General features: G+C 68.2%; 11 protein-coding genes. 4 read left to right on the top strand and 7 right to left on the bottom strand.

Annotation, left to right across the window (positions count from 1 at the left end; all coding sequences use genetic code 11):
• Positions 1 to 27: 27 nt before the first annotated feature.
• The gene (locus tag AC5Y4T_RS11875) at positions 28 to 1,176 is read right to left on the bottom strand and encodes an AI-2E family transporter (RefSeq protein ID WP_499953102.1); all 1,149 of its coding nucleotides are present in this window, start codon (positions 1,174 to 1,176) and stop codon (positions 28 to 30) included.
• 180 nt (positions 1,177 to 1,356) lie between these two features.
• On the opposite strand from AC5Y4T_RS11875, the gene AC5Y4T_RS11880 reads away from it, so the two are divergent.
• Positions 1,357 to 2,526: a lysylphosphatidylglycerol synthase transmembrane domain-containing protein gene (locus AC5Y4T_RS11880; RefSeq protein WP_499917726.1), complete on the top strand. Its 1,170-nt coding sequence runs from the start codon at positions 1,357 to 1,359 to the stop codon at positions 2,524 to 2,526.
• A gap of 104 nt (positions 2,527 to 2,630) precedes the next feature.
• Here the strand turns inward: AC5Y4T_RS11880 and AC5Y4T_RS11885 are convergent, their stop codons facing one another.
• Entirely contained in the window at positions 2,631 to 3,173 is a 543-nt protein-coding gene (locus AC5Y4T_RS11885) for a hemophore (protein WP_499953104.1), read from the bottom strand.
• 342 nt (positions 3,174 to 3,515) lie between these two features.
• On the opposite strand from AC5Y4T_RS11885, the gene AC5Y4T_RS11890 reads away from it, so the two are divergent.
• Together AC5Y4T_RS11890 and AC5Y4T_RS11895 are read left to right on the top strand one after the other, a co-directional pair.
• Positions 3,516 to 6,551: an MMPL family transporter gene (locus AC5Y4T_RS11890; RefSeq protein WP_499917724.1), complete on the top strand. Its 3,036-nt coding sequence runs from the start codon at positions 3,516 to 3,518 to the stop codon at positions 6,549 to 6,551.
• A complete protein-coding gene (locus AC5Y4T_RS11895) occupies positions 6,548 to 7,084 on the top strand; it encodes an XRE family transcriptional regulator (protein ID WP_499917723.1) in 537 nt (178 codons plus the stop codon). Before AC5Y4T_RS11890 ends, AC5Y4T_RS11895 begins: the two co-directional genes overlap by 4 nt.
• A 4-nt stretch (positions 7,085 to 7,088) precedes the next feature.
• Here the strand turns inward: AC5Y4T_RS11895 and AC5Y4T_RS11900 are convergent, their stop codons facing one another.
• Both AC5Y4T_RS11900 and AC5Y4T_RS11905 read right to left on the bottom strand, forming a co-directional pair.
• Entirely contained in the window at positions 7,089 to 7,772 is a 684-nt protein-coding gene (locus AC5Y4T_RS11900) for a hypothetical protein (protein WP_499953106.1), read from the bottom strand.
• The gene (locus AC5Y4T_RS11905) at positions 7,769 to 8,431 is read right to left on the bottom strand and encodes an Rv1363c family protein (protein ID WP_499953108.1); all 663 of its coding nucleotides are present in this window, start codon (positions 8,429 to 8,431) and stop codon (positions 7,769 to 7,771) included. The genes AC5Y4T_RS11900 and AC5Y4T_RS11905 overlap by 4 nt, the downstream gene beginning before the upstream one ends.
• A gap of 41 nt (positions 8,432 to 8,472) precedes the next feature.
• Between AC5Y4T_RS11905 and AC5Y4T_RS11910 the strand changes: the two genes are divergently transcribed.
• Positions 8,473 to 10,461, top strand: coding sequence for a M13 family metallopeptidase (locus AC5Y4T_RS11910; protein ID WP_499953110.1), 1,989 nt, complete (start codon positions 8,473 to 8,475; stop codon positions 10,459 to 10,461).
• Here AC5Y4T_RS11910 and AC5Y4T_RS11915 read toward each other — a convergent pair.
• From AC5Y4T_RS11915 to AC5Y4T_RS11925, 3 genes are all read right to left on the bottom strand, one after another.
• A complete protein-coding gene (locus tag AC5Y4T_RS11915) occupies positions 10,445 to 12,685 on the bottom strand; it encodes a molybdopterin-dependent oxidoreductase (RefSeq protein WP_499953112.1) in 2,241 nt (746 codons plus the stop codon). The genes AC5Y4T_RS11910 and AC5Y4T_RS11915 overlap by 17 nt on opposite strands.
• The gene (locus AC5Y4T_RS11920; RefSeq protein ID WP_499953114.1) at positions 12,675 to 13,277 is read right to left on the bottom strand and encodes a TetR/AcrR family transcriptional regulator; all 603 of its coding nucleotides are present in this window, start codon (positions 13,275 to 13,277) and stop codon (positions 12,675 to 12,677) included. The genes AC5Y4T_RS11915 and AC5Y4T_RS11920 overlap by 11 nt, the downstream gene beginning before the upstream one ends.
• A 150-nt stretch (positions 13,278 to 13,427) precedes the next feature.
• A complete protein-coding gene (locus AC5Y4T_RS11925; RefSeq protein WP_499953116.1) occupies positions 13,428 to 14,468 on the bottom strand; it encodes a L,D-transpeptidase in 1,041 nt (346 codons plus the stop codon).
• Positions 14,469 to 14,478 lie beyond the last annotated feature (10 nt).

Raw genomic sequence — 14,478 nt, forward strand, 5'->3', positions numbered from 1 at the left:
CGCAACGGCACCGAAAGGACTAGCGGCTCAGCCGGATTCGTCCTCGGGTTTGTCGGGCTCGGCCTGCAAAATCGCGTTCTTTTCGTCCGCTTCCTCGGTCTGTTTCTCGGCTTCGACGGACGGATCGGGCGCCAACAGCACCTGGATCGCGTTGTTGAGAAAGGCCACCGTCGGCACCGCCAGCAGGGCACCGACGATCCCGGCGATCACTCCTCCGGTGGCAATCGCGAGCACCACCGCGAGCGGGTGAATCGAGACCGCGCGGCCCATCACCAGCGGCTGTAGCAGATGAGCCTCGATCTGGTTGACCGCGATCAGCAGGCCCAGCGTGATCAGGGCGTAGACGAAGCCCTTGGCCAGCAGCGCGACCACCACGGCCACCAGACCGGAGATCAATGCACCCACCAGCGGGATGAACGCGCCCAGGAAGACCAGCGACGCCAGCGGCAGCGCCAGCGGGATCCCCATGATCGCCAAGCCCGTGCCGACCCCCGCCGCGTCGGTCAGGGCAACCAGAAACGTGGCCCGCACGTACCCGATCAGCGACCCGTATCCGGCAGTACCGGCTTCGTGCACCCGGCCGCGCACGTCCGACGGAATGATCTGCACGACGTACTGCCAGATGTTGCGCCCGCCGTAGAGAAAGAAGATGAGCGTGAACAGCACCAGCACCGCCGCCGTGACCAGCTCCGTGACGGTGGCCGCGGTGGAGAGCGCGCCGCTGGTCAGCTTCGCCTGATTGTTGTGCAGCGCCTCGATGGCGGCGTTGCCCACGTTGTCGATCTGTTCGTTGCGCAGATGGGCCGGCCCGTGAGTCAGCCAGCGCCGCGTTGACTCGATGCTGTTCGTCACCTGCTCGGTGAGGCCGGGCAGGCCGTCGATGAATTGCAGGACGACGAACGCCAGAATGCCGCCCAGGATCGCGAAGCCGCCCAGCAACACCAGGGCCACCGCGCCGCCGCGGGGCAGGCCTCGCTTGTCCAGCCAGTCGACCACGGGCACCAACAGTGCGCTCAGCAGCAGCGCCACCAGGACCGGAACGACGATGACTTCGAGCTTTTTCACCACCCACAACAGCGCGAGCACGGCGATCAGGATGATGAGCAAGCGCCACGCCCAGGCTGCGGTCTTGCGGACAAGGGGTTCGACCGAGGCATCGTCGACGTTTGCTGACATCTCGTCAGCCTATCCGCCGCGGCGCGCGGTCAAACGTGGTCCAAGCCTGGCTCGAGGCAGGCTGCGCGCCTGCTGAACCGGTAATCGTCGGCACGATCCGGTTACGACCCCAGCACGTCCGAGACACGGTAAGCGATCCGCGGCGATCGCGGCGCCACCTGCACCGTTACCCTAAATCACGTGTCGCACGACGCGCCCGCCCGCAACCTCGACTTGCCGCGCGAAGAAACTTCGCGTGGCAAGTACTGGTGGGTGCGCTGGGTGATCCTGGGCGCGGTAGCCATCGTGCTTGCCGTCGAGGTTTCGCTGGGCTGGGACCAGCTGGCCAAAGCCTGGATGAGCCTGTATGAGGCGAACTGGTTGTGGTTGCTGGCGTCGGTGGCGGCCGCGGCCGCGTCGATGCACAGCTTTGCTCAGATCCAGCGCACGTTGCTCAAGTCGGCTGGCGTGCACGTCAAGCAGTTGCGCTCCGAGGCGGCCTTCTATGCCGCCAACTCACTGAGCACCACGCTGCCCGGCGGGCCCGTCCTGTCGGCGACGTTCCTGTTCCGCCAGCAGCGGCTGTGGGGAGCCTCGACCGTGGTGGCGTCGTGGCAGTTGGTGATGTCGGGCGTACTGCAGGCGGTCGGGTTGGCTTTGCTCGGCCTGGGCGGCGCCTTCCTGCTGGGCGCGAAGAACAACCCGTTCTCGTTGCTGTTCACCCTCGGCGGCTTCGTCGCGCTGCTGCTGCTGGCCCAGGCCGTCGCGTCACGCCCGGAGCTGATCGACGGCATCGGCAGCCGGGTGTTGGCATGGATCAACTCGGTCCGGGGCAGGCCGGCCGACGCCGGCCTGGACAAGTGGCGCGAGACGCTGATGCAGCTGGAATCGGTGAGCCTGGGCCGGCGCGACCTGGGGGTGGCCTTCGGCTGGTCGATGTTCAACTGGATCGCCGACGTCGCCTGCCTGGGCTTCGCCGCGTACGCCGCCGGGGACCACGCCTCGGTTGCCGGGTTGACGGTGGCCTACGCTGCCGCCCGCGCGGTCGGCACCATCCCGCTGATGCCCGGCGGGCTGTTGATCGTCGAGGCGGTGCTCGTGCCCGGCCTGGTGTCCAGCGGAATGTCGCTGCCCAACGCGATCTCGGCGATGCTGATCTACCGGCTGATCAGCTGGTTGCTCATCTCCGCGATCGGCTGGGTGGTGTTCTTCTTCGTGTTCCGCACCGAGAACGTGGCGGAGTCCGACGAGGACCCGATCACGGGTCCACTACCGGTCGTGCCGCCGCAGGGCGACCCCCCGGCCGATCCGACCGAGACCGCGCTGCAGGGGCCGTTGCCGCCCGACCGAAACCCCGAAACCGAGCTCTAGTGGCGATCGCGAGGGCGGCCGCGGCGATCGCAAGCGCGGCGTAGCCGGGCGCGGCGGGTCGCCGCATAGTCCAAGCCGGGCGAAGCGGGTCGCCACCATCGGGACTAGCCGACGGTGTTTCCGCGCGGCGGACCCGGCAGCGGGTTGGTCGCCGCGGGCGGCGCCGCGGCCGGAGCGCCTCCGGTGGTCCCACCCAACGGCGATGCGCCCGCAGGGTTTCCGGGCAGCGCGGGCAGCCCACCGGCCGCGCCCTGCGCCTGTTGCATCAGGCCCATCGCCTGCGGGATCGAGATCGGCAGCTTGCACTGCGTCGACAGGGTGGTCAGCGGCTGCGCGATCGACGTCATGTCACCGGCCACCTTGGGGTTGGCCTCGAAGTAGGACTTCAATCCGTTCACCGACTGCGGCCCGGCCTGCTGCTGCAGCATCGAGGTCATCGTCTGATTGGTCTCCGGATGCGAATCCAGGTAATCACCCATCGACTTGGAGACCGAGCCGATCGTCCGGGCGACCTCACTGGCCGCGCACGGGTCATTGGCGCCCGTCGCCGGTGCTCCGGCGAGCACCGCGAAGGCGACCCCGGGCACCGTGGCGGCGATCAGCCCGGCGAAGATTCTGCGACCCCGTCCAGCGGTGGCTCTCGTCATCGATAACTCCTTAGGAGTTTGCGGCGGATCGCCGGATCGGCGCCGCGCAAACGACTGCAACAGACGGCCCCACTGAGCGCGGGCATCCCCGTGAACCCCGGGGACCGCCTGGCGGGCCATGCGACATCCTGCCACCGCCGGTATCACCGCTGCCAGTTCGGACGGAGCGTGTGACCGAAATCCCGCTTTGGTCACCACTTCACAACGTCTTCGCAGCGTCTTGGCAACAACGCCGTCGCCGCAGCTCAGGAACTAGATAAGCCACATATTCCACAGCCCGCTGCGGTATCGTCGCGAGCACGCGCTACGCGAGAACCGGGGAGCGACAAAATCCAGCAGTTAATGATCCGCCTCAGCCGCAGCCTGCGTAAGTACCGCTGGTTGGTCTTCACAGGCTGGTTGCTGGCATTGGTTCCGGCCGTGTACCTGGCGCTGACGCAGTCGGGCAACCTCACCGGCGGTGGGTTCGACGTCGCCGGATCGCAATCGCTGGCGGTCCATGACCAGCTCGAGGAGCTGTACCACGACCAGGGTGGGTCGTCGCTGGCGCTGGTGGCCGCGCCCCGGCCCGACGCCAGCTACCAGGACATGAACGACGCCGTCGCCCAGCTGCGACAGATCGCCGGCGGCATCCCCGGCACCGCCGAAATCCCCAACCCGACCCAGCGGCCGCCGCAGCCCGACCGCCCGTACGTGCTGTCGGTCCGGCTGGATTCCCGCAACACGAGCGACATCGCCAAGCAGCTCCGCACCAAGGTCGGCATCAAGGGCGATCAGCCCGGCCAGACCGCGAACGGCCGCGTGCGGCTGTATGTCATCGGGCAGGGCGCGCTGTCCGCCGCCGCCGCGGCCAACACCAAACACGACATCGCCGCGGCCGAAAAGTGGAACCTGCCGGTCATTTTGATCGTGCTGCTCGCGGTGTTCGGTTCGCTGGCCGCCGCGGCCATTCCGCTCGCCTTGGGAATCTGCACGGTCGTGGTCACCATGGGCCTGGTCTATCTGCTGTCCGCCTACACCACCATGTCGGTGTTCGTGACCTCGACGGTGTCCATGTTCGGGATCGCGCTCGCCGTCGACTACTCACTGTTCATCTTGATGCGGTTCCGGGAGGAGCTGCGGACCGGGCGCCAGCCCCGCGAAGCCGTCGACGCCGCGATGGCCACCTCCGGTCTGGCGGTGGTGCTGTCGGGCATGACGGTCGTCGCCTCCTTGACCGGGATCTACGTGATCAATACCCCTGCCCTGAAGTCGATGGCCACCGGCGCCATCCTGGCCGTCGCGGTCGCCATGTTGACCTCGACCACTTTGACGCCGGCCGCGCTGGCGACGTTCGGCCGCGCGGCCGCCAAACGGTCGGGCTTCCTGCACTGGTCGCGACGGCCCGAGAGCACGCAGTCGCGGTTCTGGAACCGCTGGATCGGCTGGGTGATGCGCCGGCCGTGGATGTCCGCACTGGCGGCGTCGCTGGTGCTGCTCGTGATGGCCGCGCCGGCGTCCTCGATGGTGCTGGGCAACAGCCTGTTGCGCCAGTTCGACTCGTCGCACGAAATTCGCGCCGGCGTCGGCGCCGCGGCCCAGGCCCTCGGTCCCGGCGCGCTGGGCCCGATCCGCGTGCTGATCAACTTCCCCGAGGGCGGCGCCGCCTCCCCCGAACACAGCCACACCGTCGGCGCGATCCGCCAGCGGATGTCGCAGGCCCCCAACATCGTCTCGGTGTCGCCTCCGCAGTTCGCCGAGGACAACGGCAGCGCGCTGCTGTCCGCGGTGTTGTCGGTGGATCCCGAGGACATGAAGGCCCGCGAGACCGTCGGCTGGATGCGTGCGCAGTTGCCCAAGATCCCCGAAGTGGGCACCGCGCGCGTCGACGTCGGCGGCCCCACGGCGCTGATCAAGGACTTCGACGACCAGGTGTCCAAGACCGAGCCGCTGGTGCTGGGCATCGTGGCGCTGATCGCGTTCGTGATGCTGCTGGTGTCGGTTCACTCGGTGTTCCTGGCGCTCAAGGGCGTCCTGATGACGCTGCTGTCGGTCGCCGCCGCCTACGGCAGCCTGGTGATGGTCTTCCAGTGGGGGTGGCTGAAGGACCTCGGCTTCGCCCAGATCAGCTCGATCGACAGCACCGTTCCCCCGCTGGTGCTCGCGATGACCTTCGGGTTGTCGATGGACTACGAGATCTTCCTGCTCACCCGCATCCGGGAGCGCTTCCTGCATTCCGGTAACACCCGCGATGCGGTGGCCTACGGCGTCAGCACCAGCGCCCGGACCATCACCAGCGCGGCGCTGATCATGATCGCGGTATTCGTCGGGTTCGCGTTCGCCGGCATGCCGCTGGTGGCGGAGATCGGCGTGGCGTGCGCGGTCGCCATCGCGGTGGACGCCACCGTGGTGCGGCTGGTGATGGTGCCGGCGCTGATGGCGATGTTCGCCCAGTGGAACTGGTGGCTGCCGCCGTGGCTGTCCCGCGTGCTGCCGTCGGTGGACTTCGACCGGCCGCTGCCCGAGGTCGACCTCGGCGACGTCGTCGTCATCCCCGACGACATCTCGGCGCTGGTGGCCCCGAGCGCCGACCTGCGGATGGTGGTCAAGTCGGCCGCCAAGCTCAAACACCTGGCGCCCGACGCGATCTGCGTGGCCGATCCGCTGGCCTTCACCGGTTGTGGCCGCACCGCGCAGGCGGCGCTGGGCCCCGACGAGGATCGGTCCCGTGGTCTTGGACCCGGGCAGATCCCCCACCAGGTCGCCCTGGGTGAGGAGAAGGTCAGCGTCGGCGTGGCGGCCGACAGGAAGCCCGGCGCCAACGGCCACACCAACGGCTCCCTGGCGGCCAAGAAGCTGGTCAACGGCCTGACCTCGCGCAACGGCATCGCCAAGGCCATCACGGGCAGGCCCGTTCACCCGGTGACGTTGTGGCGGGGACGCCTGTCGGTCGCGATCGACGCGCTGGAAAGCGACACCGGCGCAGCCGTCGACGACGGGCCGAGATACGAGCGGCGCAGCCCGGTGGAGACCACCAACGTGCAGCTGCCCACCGGCGACCGGTTGCTGGTCCCGACCGGTGCGGAGACGCTGCGGCTGAAGGGCTACCTGATCATGCGCCGTAACAGCCGGCGCGATTACGCCGACTTTGCAGACATGGTCGATACGTTGGAGCCCGAGACCGCCGCGGTGGTGCTGGCCGGAATGGACAGGTACTACTGTTGTAAATCATCCAGGGAGCAGTGGATCGCCACCCAGCTGGTCCGTCGACTCGCAGATCCCGACCCTTGCGACTACCCGGAAGACCAGGGATCGGAAGCCGAGGCCGACTCGGACTGGGAGGGAATCAGGCAACGCTGCATGTCCGTGGCCGTAGCGATGCTGGAGGAGGCGAGGTGACGTTGGCACCCGACCGACGCCCCGCGCCGCCGCCCCGCCGGCCGGCCCCGGCACAACGTCAACCCGGCAACGGACCGTCCGGGTCGCTCCAGGACACCGAACAGCCCGTGGAGTTCTGGCCGACCGCGGCCATCCGTTCCGCCCTGCAGGGCGGTGACATCGCGACGTGGAAGCGCATCGCCGGTGCGCTGAAGCGGGACCCGTACGGGCGGACCGCCCGACAGGTCGAAGAGGTCCTCGAGGGCACCCGGCCGTACGGCATCGCCAAGGCGCTGTGGGAGGTGCTCGAGCGTGCCCGCACCCACCTGGAGGCCAACGAGCGCGCCGAGGTGGCGCGTCACGTCGGGCTCCTGATCGACCGCTCGGGTCTGGCCCCGCAGGAGTTCGCGTCGCGCATCGGGGTCACTGCCGAGGAGCTGGACGGCTACCTCGACGGCAGCACCAGCCCGACGGCCGCCCTGATGATCCGGATCCGGCGGTTGTCGGATCGGTTCGTCAAGGTGAAGTCCGCTCGCTCAGCCGAAGCGAACTGACCCGCTATCTGACCGGCAGCACATCGGCGACCAGCCAGTCGCTGCCCCGCTTGGTCAGCGTCACCCGCAGCGCCGGCGCCGCCTGACTCGGCGGCTGGCCCGGGGTGTTCTGAGTAACCCGCAGGACCACCGCCACACTGGCCGCCGACGGCCCCAGGGCCTCGACTCCGGCCGACACCGTGGTCGCTTGCGCGGTGACATTGTGCTGGGCCAGCTCGGTGCTGGACTTCGTGTACTGCTCCTTGAAGGCGGCCTCGTGCTCGGGGACGATCATCGCCGTCGCCCGGTCGATGGAGCCGGTCGGGGCGGTGGGGCTGAACGATGCCATCGCCTCCGCCATGCCGGTCGCGATCTGAACCACTTGGTGGGAGTCGTCGGTGAAGTCGTTGTCCGCCTCGGTCCAGTGCGTGTAGCCGGTCGCGACGGCCGCGCCCAGGGCGGCCGTGCACAGCAGGACGACCGCCAACCGCAGTCCCGGCGCGTCGTCGTCGGTGCCGAGGCTGACCGAATCGCGGCGCAACAGCCAGAAATTGATCGCCACGCCTTCGACGATCAGCAGGATCAGCACCGAGCACGCCGACACCCACCACAGCGGCCAGCCGAGCACCAGCCCGATGGCCAGCAGGGCCGCGATCGCGGCCAGCGGCGCCAGGATGTCGAAGGCGGCCAGCCGCCAGATGTTCCTCATTTGATCGACGCCAATCCGGAGATCATCTGCTTGCCGTCCACGTCGGAGACGTCCAGCCGCAGACTCCAGTGCACGGTCTGCGGTTTGGCTCCGACGTTTTCGCTGACCGACGTGGCGATCAATATCACCGAGTCGGTTCGACTCGCGAACGGCGGCAGCTTGGTGGTGACGATCTCTCTTGGAGGCCTCGCGCCCGCCGGCTGGGTGTCCAGGTCGTGGTGCACGGTTTCGATCGCCACCGCGTCGATCCGGCCGGCGCTCTTCGACTGCAGCTTCTCCACGACCGCCTTGTATGGCTGCACGGCGGCATCGAAGTCGGTGTTGAGTTCGCCGACCGTGCCGTCGTGCAGCCGTTGCAGGCTGGCATCCACGTTTCCGCTGTTCATGTTGATCAACACGTTCGCCCAGTCCGCGGCGGTCTGCATGGCGCGGCTCAGGTAGCCGCGCTCGGCAATCTGGTCGCGGTGATCGGACCAGATGACGTAGCCGAGCACGACCGCGGCGACCGACAGCACACCGAGAACCGCCGACGCGATGCCGTAATGCGAAAACATTTCGGCTGTTTCGGATTCGTCTGCCACGTCGCTGGAGTCGTTCGAGTCCTCGTCTGGGTCGACGTCAACGGAATCTTCTTGCTCGGTTCGCTCGCCGTCGGACATGGCCCGATCGTCGCACCCGGAAAAGATGGAAGGATGGCGGGGTGACGAATACGGCCATCCGCTCGGGCATCGACCTGAGCTTTGTCGACGAAAGCATCCGCCCCCAAGACGACCTGTTCGGTCACGTCAACGGCCGCTGGCTGACCGAATACGAGATACCCGCAGACCGGGCGACCGACGGCGCCTTCCGCCAGCTCTACGACCGCGCCGAAGAACAGGTGCGCGACCTGATCGTGGAGGCCAGCCAGCAGGATTCGGCCGCCACGGACGATGACGCGCAGCGCATCGGCGACCTGTATGCCAGCTTCCTCGACGAGGACACCGTGCAGCGCCGCGGCGTGCGGCCGCTGCGCGACGAGATGTCCGTGATCGACGACGCCGCCGATGCCGACGCGCTGGCCCGGGCCATCGGCGCGCTGCAGCGCACCGGCGCGGGCGGCGGCGTCGGGGTGTACGTGGACACCGACGCCAAGAACTCGGCCCGCTACCTGGTGCATTTCACCCAGTCCGGCCTCGGGCTGCCCGACGAGTCCTACTACCGCGAAGAGCGGCACCTCCAGGTGCTGGAGGCCTATCCGGCGCACATCGCGCGGATGTTCGCCCTGGTGTTCGGCGGGGACCCGGCCGACCACGTCCAAACCGCCGAACGCATCGTCGCGCTGGAGGGCAAGCTCGCCGAGGCGCATTGGGATGTGGTCAAGCGCCGCGACGCCGAGCTCAGCTACAACCTGCGCACGTTCGCGCAACTGCGTGACGAGTCGGTGGGCTTCGACTGGGCGGGCTGGGCCGCCGCGCTGGGCGCGAGCCCCGAGTCGCTGGCGGAAGTGATTGTGCGCCAACCCGATTACCTGCGCACCTTCGCCGAGCTGTGGCGCAACGAGGACCTCGAGGTGTGGAAGAGCTGGGCGCGGTGGCGGCTGATCCGCGCACGGGCCTCCTGGCTGACCGACGAGCTGGTGTCCGCGGACTTCGACTTCTACGGCCGGCTGCTGACCGGCGCCGAGCAGATCCGGGAGCGATGGAAGCGCGCGGTGTCGCTGGTGGAGAACCTGATGGGCGACGCCGTCGGAAAGCTGTATGTGCAGCGGCATTTCCCGCCCGGGGCGAAGGCCCGCATCGACGAGCTGGTCGCCAACCTGCGTGCGGCGTACCGGATGAGCATCAGCGACCTGGACTGGATGACGCCGCAGACCCGGGAGCGGGCGCTGGCCAAGCTGGAGAAGTTCACCGCCAAGGTCGGCTATCCGGCCAAGTGGCGCGACTACTCCACGCTGGTGATCGAGCGCGACGACCTGTACGGCAACTACCTGCGCGGGTACGCGGTCAACCACGATCGTGAGCTGGCCAAGCTGGGCGGGCCGGTGGACAGGGACGAGTGGTTCATGACGCCGCAGACGGTCAACGCGTACTACAACCCCGGGATGAACGAAATCGTCTTCCCGGCAGCGATTCTGCAGCCGCCGTTCTTCGACCCCGAGGCCGACGACGCGGCCAACTACGGCGGGATCGGCGCGGTGATCGGGCACGAGATCGGGCACGGCTTCGACGACCAGGGGGCCAAATACGACGGTGACGGAAACCTGGTGGACTGGTGGACGGATGCCGACCGGACCGAATTCGGTTCCCGCACAAAGGCTCTCATCGAGCAGTACGACGCTTACACTCCACGGGGCCTGGACGGCGACCACCACGTCAACGGCGCTTTCACCGTCGGGGAGAACATCGGCGACCTGGGTGGCTTGTCGATCGCGCTGCTGGCTTACCAGTTGTCGCTGAACGGCCGGCCCGCCCCGGTGATCGACGGCCTGACCGGCGTGCAGCGCGTGTTCTACGGATGGGCCCAGGTGTGGCGCACCAAATCCCGTGAGGCGGATGCGATCCGGCGCCTGGCGGTGGATCCGCACTCGCCGCCGGAGTTCCGGTGCAACGGCGTGCTGCGCAACATGGACGCCTTTTACGACGCCTTCGACGGCGCCGACGCCGGCGCGCTGTTCTTGGAGCCGGGCAGCCGGGTCAAGATCTGGAACTGACGCTCACGGCCTCGATCCGCGCGGGCACGTGCTTGTGCCACGGCGTGCCGGCGTAGGGGTCGCGCCACCCGGTCGACGTGAGTACGTTCGGGGCCACACCCGGAGTGACGGTGCGCCCCTCGGCGTCGCGGTAGTCGAGCCCAAAACCGTTGGGCAGGGCGGCATGACCGGCCATCATCGTCTCGGTGATCTCCACGGTGGCCTCGGCGCTACCGGCCGCTGTGCTGATGCGCGCCCGGCACCCCTGCGCCAGACCGAGCATCTGGGCGTCCTCGATGCTGATCCGCAGTGCGCCGTCGGCGTCGCGTCTGCGCCAGGTCGGGTCGCGGAAGATGTCATTCGCGGTGTAGGCGCGCCGCTCCCCCACCGACAGCACGATCGGGAATTCCGGGGTGGTGAGCCGGGACGGAGTGCGGGACAGCGTCTTCAATTCGTCGAGCATGGACGGAATCTCCAGCGCGATCTGCTGATCGGCGTGACCGATCAGCGCGAAGTCGTCCTCGTAGTTGTGCACGGTGAAGGTCACCCCTGACGGGGTGGCCAGGATCGCGTCGAACAGGGCGTTGCCGTCGGCGTGCCCGGCGCGCCGCACCGCATCCGGATAGCTCAGTGCGGTTTTCTGGGCAAGCCCCCACAGGGCGGCCGCGCCGCGCAGCCCCTCGGGCAGTGTCGGCCCGAGCGTTTCGTACAGCACATACGGCAGCAGTTGCGCCACAGTGGGATTGGTCGCGGCGGCACCGAGGAACGTTTCGGTGTATGCCTGCCGGCCATGTCGGGCCGCTTCGTGCAGCGGCCGCAGATCCGCGTCGTCCACGACGCCGAGCGCACGGACCAACCGCGCCCAGATCTCGGGTTCGTCCAGGGTTCCCGGCAGCGGCTCCATCAACGCACGGCGCAGCTGGAAGGTATTGCGCGGGAATTCGAGGTTGAAGAAGGTGGCTTCCGGCTTCTCGAACTGGGACGCCGCGGGCAGCACATAATGCGCGAGCCTTGCCGTCTCGGTCATCGCGACGTCGATGACCACCATCAGTTCCAGCGCCTGAAAAGCCTCCCGGCAGGCGGCCGAATTGGCCAGCGAGTGAGCGGGATTGCTGCTTTCCACGATCATGGCCCGGAACCGGTCGGGATGGTCGGTCAGGATTTCCTCGGGCACCACATTGCTGGGCACCAGTCCGGAGATGATCGGGGCGCCGGTGACGGGGGTACGGCCGGAGAACTGGCCGAACAGTGGGGCGAACGACGAATGCAGGTGCTGGCCACCCTTTTTCGCGAAGTTGCCGGTGAGGATCCAGAGCAACTTGTTCAGATAGGAGCACAGGGTGCTGTTGGGTGCCTGCTGCACGCCAAGGTCTTCGAACACCGAGACGCTGGCGGCCGTGCCGATGCGCCGCGCCGCTGCGCGCAGCAGTTCCTGGTCCACCCCGCACTGCTCGGCGTAGTCGGCCACCGACACCTCGCGCAGCGCCGCGCGCACGGCATCCGCGCCGCGCACATGCTCGGCGAGAAATGTTTCGTTGCACAGGTTTTCCTGCACCAGGATGGCGGCCAGCGCGGCCAGACACCATGCGTCGGTGCCGGGTCGGACCCGCAGGTGGAAGTCGGACATCTTGGCGGTGTCGGTGACCACGGGATCGATGACGATCATCGAACGGGCCGGATCCTTGGCGATCTCGTTGAGCACCACCCGGGCTCGCGGAAAGCTCTGCGACATCCACGGGTTCTTGCCGACGAATACCGCGACCTCGGCGTGTTCGAACTCGCCCCTGGTGTGACCACCGTAGAGGTGCCCGTCGATCCAGGCCTCACCGGTCTTCTCCTGCGCCAGCGCATTCGAGCGGTAGCGCGAACCCAGCGCCTTCAAGAAGGCGCCGCTGTACGCCCCGCCCAGGTGATTGCCCTGCCCGCCGCCGCCGTAGTAGAAGATCTTGTCGCCGCCGTAGCTGTCGCGAATGCGCTTGAATCCCTCGGCGATCTCCACGATCGCCGTGTCCCAATCGATCTCCTCGTAGCCGCCGTCCGCGCGGCGGCGAAGTGGTGAGGTCAGCCGGGCGCCGCTGTTCTGGTAGTGGTCCAGCCGCAGCGCCTTGTTGCAGGTATAGCCCTGCGAGGCCGGGTGCGCCTTATCGCCGCGGATGCGGGCCAGCCGGCGGTCTTCGACTTGGACGACGATGCCGCAGTTGCATTCGCACAGGATGCACGCGCTGGATTGCCATTCACCGGTCATCGCGGATTTCCTTTCCTGGCCCCCCAGGGGGCGACGCCGCCAGCAGCAGATCGCGCAGCTGGCGGTGGACGACGTCGAGGGGCGTCGGGTCACGACGAACCCGCGCGAGCACGATCGCGCCCTCGAGGGAGGTGGTCGCGAGGATCGCCAGTTCGCGTGCCCGCTCCGGCGGAATCCCGTCCGCGATGAACCGCGCGGCGATCAAATCCGTCCATCGGTCGAAGACCGCGGCGGCACGCTCGATCACCATGCGTTCGGCGTCGTGCTGCTCGCCCGCTTCGACGGAGACCGCCACGATGGGGCAGCCGGCGCGGAAGTCGCTGTCGAGTAGCTGCCGGCGGTACTTGTCGATCAACGTGTCCAGCAGTTGCGGGCCATCGTCGGCGCCGGCGATCACGGCGGCGACGTGCTCACCCGCATAGTCGACCGCCTCGCAGAGCAATTGCGTGCGGCCGCCGGGGAAGTAGTGGTAGGCCGAGCCCCGCGGCGCGCCGCTGTGCTCGAGCACGTCGGAGATCGCGGTGGCGCGCGCGCCCCGCTCCCGGATAAGCAGCGCGGCGGAGACGACCATCCGCTCGCGTGGACTACGCATCGCAGCTCCTCAGCGGTCTCGGCGTATGTATGATGCTATACATAATCGCCGCGGCCGCGAAAGCCCCCGAGCACACACGTCCTTAACGCCAATACGCAGAATCGACCCATTTCCGAGGGAAATGGGCGATTCTGCGCTGTCGCGAAGGGTCTAGTTCATCCAGTCGGCGGAGCCGTCGTTCTTCTTGTACGAGCCGCCGCTGGAGTTCTTCACCACGATGGGATCACCCGGACCGAAGTTGTCGAAGAACCACTTCGCGTTGCTCGGGCTGATGTTGATGCAGCCGTGGCTGACGTCGCGCTTGCCTTGGTCGTCGACCGACCACGGCGCGCTGTGCACGTAGTCGCCGACGTTGTCGAAGCGCACCGCGTCCTCAACCGTCACCTTGTAGCCATAGGTCGAGCTGACCGGCACCCCGTAGGTCGAGGAGTCCATCACCACCGAGGCCTTCTTGTCCTGCACGTAGTAGGTGCCGTTGGGGGTCTGGTGGTTGCCCGACGTCATGCCCATCGACATCGGAAAGGTCTTCTCCACGGTGCCGTTGCGGGTGATGGTCAGCTGGTGGGTCGCGTCGTCGGCCGTGGCGATCAGCGTGTCACCGGTCTGGAAGGTGGACACGGTGCCGCCGGCGTCGACGGTCACCGCGGTGTGCGCGGGCCAGAAGTTGATCGGGCGCCAGCGCAGCTGGGTCGGGGTCATCCAGTAGAACTTGCCCGGCACCGGCGGAACCGACGAGACGTGCACGGCGCCGATCGCCGCGTCGGCGTTCTCGACCGTTCCGGGGAAGTTGATGATGATCGGCTGGCCCACACCCACCGTCGAGCCGCTCTTGGGGACGAACGACGGCGGCCCGAACGGCGCCGTGCCGGTGAACGGCGTGGCGTTCTGCCCCTCGGCCGACGTCGCTGCGGGCTGGGCGTTGGGCGGAGCCCACGGCGCCGGCGGCGCCAGCGGGTTGGGCGGAGGCGGGGCCGCCAGCGGGTCAGCCGGAGGCGGGGGCGCCAACGGATCGGGCGGGGGCGGCCCGGGCGGAGCGGCGACGGCACCCGGGTCAGCGGGTGCCGGGTCCGGATCCGCCGATGCGGGAGCCGCACTCAGCACCAGCGCCAAGCCCACGACGGACGCCAAACCGGTTGTGCTCAGAGCGGCGAAAAGGCCCTTCCTCGTCCCGGCCCTCGTCCAGCCTGACATACGCATACCT

Source organism: Mycobacterium sp. NGS11, assembly GCF_059813315.1.

What these genes read in the sequence shown, in the direction of transcription:
- AC5Y4T_RS11875 (WP_499953102.1), bottom strand. Translation starts at nt 1,176, where the DNA reads ATGTCAGCAAACGTCGACGATGCCTCGGTCGAACCCCTTGTCCGCAAG.
- AC5Y4T_RS11885 (WP_499953104.1), bottom strand. Translation starts at nt 3,173, where the DNA reads ATGACGAGAGCCACCGCTGGACGGGGTCGCAGAATCTTCGCCGGGCTG.
- AC5Y4T_RS11890 (WP_499917724.1), top strand. Translation starts at nt 3,516, where the DNA reads ATGATCCGCCTCAGCCGCAGCCTGCGTAAGTACCGCTGGTTGGTCTTC.
- AC5Y4T_RS11900 (WP_499953106.1), bottom strand. Translation starts at nt 7,772, where the DNA reads ATGAGGAACATCTGGCGGCTGGCCGCCTTCGACATCCTGGCGCCGCTG.
- AC5Y4T_RS11905 (WP_499953108.1), bottom strand. Translation starts at nt 8,431, where the DNA reads ATGTCCGACGGCGAGCGAACCGAGCAAGAAGATTCCGTTGACGTCGAC.
- AC5Y4T_RS11915 (WP_499953112.1), bottom strand. Translation starts at nt 12,685, where the DNA reads ATGACCGGTGAATGGCAATCCAGCGCGTGCATCCTGTGCGAATGCAAC.
- AC5Y4T_RS11920 (WP_499953114.1), bottom strand. Translation starts at nt 13,277, where the DNA reads ATGCGTAGTCCACGCGAGCGGATGGTCGTCTCCGCCGCGCTGCTTATC.
- AC5Y4T_RS11925 (WP_499953116.1), bottom strand. Translation starts at nt 14,468, where the DNA reads ATGTCAGGCTGGACGAGGGCCGGGACGAGGAAGGGCCTTTTCGCCGCT.